The 2,922-nt window shown below is 65.4% G+C and carries 3 protein-coding genes; all 3 read left to right on the top strand.

The genetic code is table 11. From position 1 onward, the window contains the following. Positions 1-266, top strand: a 266-nt coding sequence (locus tag JWQ81_RS17360) for an alpha/beta hydrolase (protein ID WP_297542709.1), incomplete at its 5' end; no start/stop codon positions are given. A gap of 179 nt (positions 267-445) precedes the next feature. Beyond that, positions 446-2,596: an amidase family protein gene (locus tag JWQ81_RS17365; RefSeq protein WP_297542711.1), complete on the top strand. Its 2,151-nt coding sequence runs from the start codon at positions 446-448 to the stop codon at positions 2,594-2,596. A 94-nt stretch (positions 2,597-2,690) separates the two neighbouring features. Continuing rightward, on the top strand, positions 2,691-2,922 hold a 232-nt coding region (locus JWQ81_RS17370; RefSeq protein ID WP_297542713.1), incomplete at its 3' end, for an alcohol dehydrogenase catalytic domain-containing protein.

A 2,922-nucleotide genomic window follows, 5' to 3' on the forward strand; every position in this document is an offset into this window, starting at 1 on the left:
ACAACTGGTGCTTCCAGCACAACGCGCCGGTCTACGACGTCAAGCCGGAACTTCCCTCGGTCACCTGCCCTACCCTGGTCACGGTCGGCCGCGTGGACTGGGTGACCCCGGTGTCGGCGGCGGAGACAATCGCCTCGCTCATCCCGAATTCGAAGCTGGTCATCTTCGAGAAGTCCGGGCATTCACCGCAGTTCGAAGAGGCGGAACTCTTCCAGCAGACGATGCGCGACTTCCTCGATGAGGCAGTGCCAGAACTGAAGCCGTGACTCGATAGCCGACTGCGTGCTCACCAGTCGGACCGCTGGGCCGAGTGGCCCAGCGGTCCGGCCGGCCGGGTCCTCCTACGGACGACGGAGGCGCGCTACGGATGATTCGTATTCGGCGAGTACCAGGCCGCGGCACAGCCTCGACCCACCACATCGTTTAGCTCTAAGGGGTCTTCTCCATGCAACTCACCATCATCGGCGCGGGAGCGATCGGCGGAACGATCGGCGCCCACCTCATCAGGGCGGGGCACGATGTGCTGCTCTGCGACGCGGACCCCGATCACGTGGCGGTGATCAATCGGCAAGGACTGACGATCGAGGGTCCAGTTGAGAACTTCACCGTGTCAGCACGGGCCGTCACCCCCGATGACCTCCCCAAACATCTGGACCGCGTCGCAATCGCCGTCAAAAGCCACCACACAGCCCAGGCCGCTGAGCTTGTCCGTGATCGGCTGGCTCCCGACGGCTACGTGGTGAGTTTCCAGAACGGACTCACCGCCGACATACTCTCCAGTGTGGTGGGCCCCGAGCGGCTCATCGTCAGCTTCGTGAATTTCGGCGCCGATGTACTTTCCCCGGGCCGTATCATGCAGGGCAACATCGGCACATTCCGGGTCGGTGAACTGGCAGGTGGCCGGATCACCCCACGGGTCCGCGAACTGGTCGAGGCGCTGCCCTACGCCGAGGCGACCGACAACATCATGGGATTCCTGTGGGGCAAAGAGGCCTACGGCGCGATGCTGTACGCCGGGGCCGTCTCGGACCTGTCCATCGCGGATTCCCTGGAAGACCCGCAGTGGCGCCCGCTGATGCTTGCTACCGCCAGGGAGGTACTCGCTCAGGCACCGGTTCCGCCCGAGAGTTTCGACGGTTTCGACCCGCACGATCTGGAGGGTTCACTGGCGCGGTTGGTGACGTTCAACCGCAACAGCGCCAAGTCGCACAGCGGAATCTACCGTGATCTGATGGTTCGCAAGCGCAAGACCGAAGTCGACGATGTGTTGCGTGATCTCGCCGGCCCCTTGACGACCTATGCCGGCGAACTCATCAAGGCGATCGAGCGGGGTGAGCGCACCTGCGAGGTGGCCAACCTCGAATTGCTCGCCACGTACGAACGGGCTGAACGCCTCGGCCGTCCACTGAACGCCGTCGTCGAGCTCTTCCACGCTCCCCTGCGGGCGCCGGGCGGCCCGCTGCACGGCGTGCAGGTCGCGGTCAAGGACATGATCGACATAGCCGGGCACGTCCGGGGCAATGGCAATGCACAGTCGATGCGAGGAGAACCCGCCGCCGCTGACGCACCGGTCATCGCCGCTCTGCGCGCGGCCGGTGCAGACATCTTCGCGGCCACGACCCTGCTTGAGTACGCCGCCGGCGCGGTCCACCCGGACGTGCCCGAAGCGATGAATCCCTACAACCCCAAGCGCACCGCAGGCGGTTCTAGCGGTGGTTCGGCGGCGTTGGTCGGGGCAAGGGTCTGCTCGGCGGCTCTGGGCACCGACACCGGCGGCTCGATCCGCATACCGGCGCACTATTGCGGCACCGTCGGATTCAAACCGAGCTACGGAGCGCTTCCAGTCGAAGGTGTGGAAGCACTTTCTCCCAGCCTTGATCATGTCGGTCTGCTCACCAGCGATGTGGCGACGGCGGCCAAGGTCTTTCTGGCTCTTACCGACAGCAGGGCAGCGGCAGGCGGCATCGTCAGCGGGCCCTTGCGGGTCGGGGTGATCGCGGGCCAACTCGACCGCGAGGAGATCCAGCCGGATGTGGCCAAGGCGGTACGGGACGCGGTCCGCCTCCTGGAGGAGGCAGGCTGCCCGGTCCTGGAAGTGGACGGAGAACCCTTCGATCAAATCGAGCGGACCTTCTCCGATATCCTGTTGTTCGAGGCATGGCGGATCCACGGTCCACGGATCAGCGCGGAACCCGGCCACTACGGCCCCGAGACCTTGAGGCTGCTGCGGTCAGGCTCCACGGTCCGGGAGGACGACTACTACAAGGCCCTTGCCCGACGGGCCGAACTGCTGCCCGCCGCGGCCGGCGTCTACTCCGGAATCGACATCCTGCTCACTCCTGCGACGCCGTTTGTCGCGCCCGCTACCACTCCTCCGGTCGACACGCCGGAGGGTGCCGCCGAGGGCATGTTCACCGGGGTTTTCAACCTCACCGGGGATCCCGCGCTGGTACTGCCCGGCGGCTGGAGCAGGGACGGCCTTCCAATCGGCCTGCAACTGTCGTCCCCGCTCGGCACCGACCTGGAACTGCTCAGCGCCGGCCTTTACGTCGAGTCGACGCTGGCCGTCGAAGCGCGCACACCTGTCGTCGGCTGACCAGAACCCTCTGAGCAAAGGCTATTTATTCATGCGTGCCGCTCTCTACCTATCCGCTGGGAACGTCATTGTCGATGACGTACCGGATGCCTCATTGTCCGAACCGACCGACGCTCTGGTGCGAGTCCTGCGGTCCTGTATCTGCGGTTCGGATCTGTGGTCCTACCGCGGAGTCATCAACCGGGCCGAGCGGTCCCGGCTGGGCCACGAGTTCATCGGCGTGGTCGAAGAAGTCGGCAGCGAGGTCAGGACGGTCCGGGCCGGCGATCTCGTCGTCGCACCTTTCCAATGGTCGGACAACACCTGTCCTGCCTGCCTGGACGGAA

Origin of the sequence: Amycolatopsis sp., assembly GCF_025464955.1 — a bacterium.
Classification (GTDB): Bacteria; Actinomycetota; Actinomycetes; order Mycobacteriales; family Pseudonocardiaceae; genus Amycolatopsis.

Coding starts and splice junctions, on each gene's coding strand:
- JWQ81_RS17365 (WP_297542711.1), top strand. CDS start 446: ATGCAACTCACCATCATCGGCGCGGGAGCGATCGGCGGAACGATCGGC.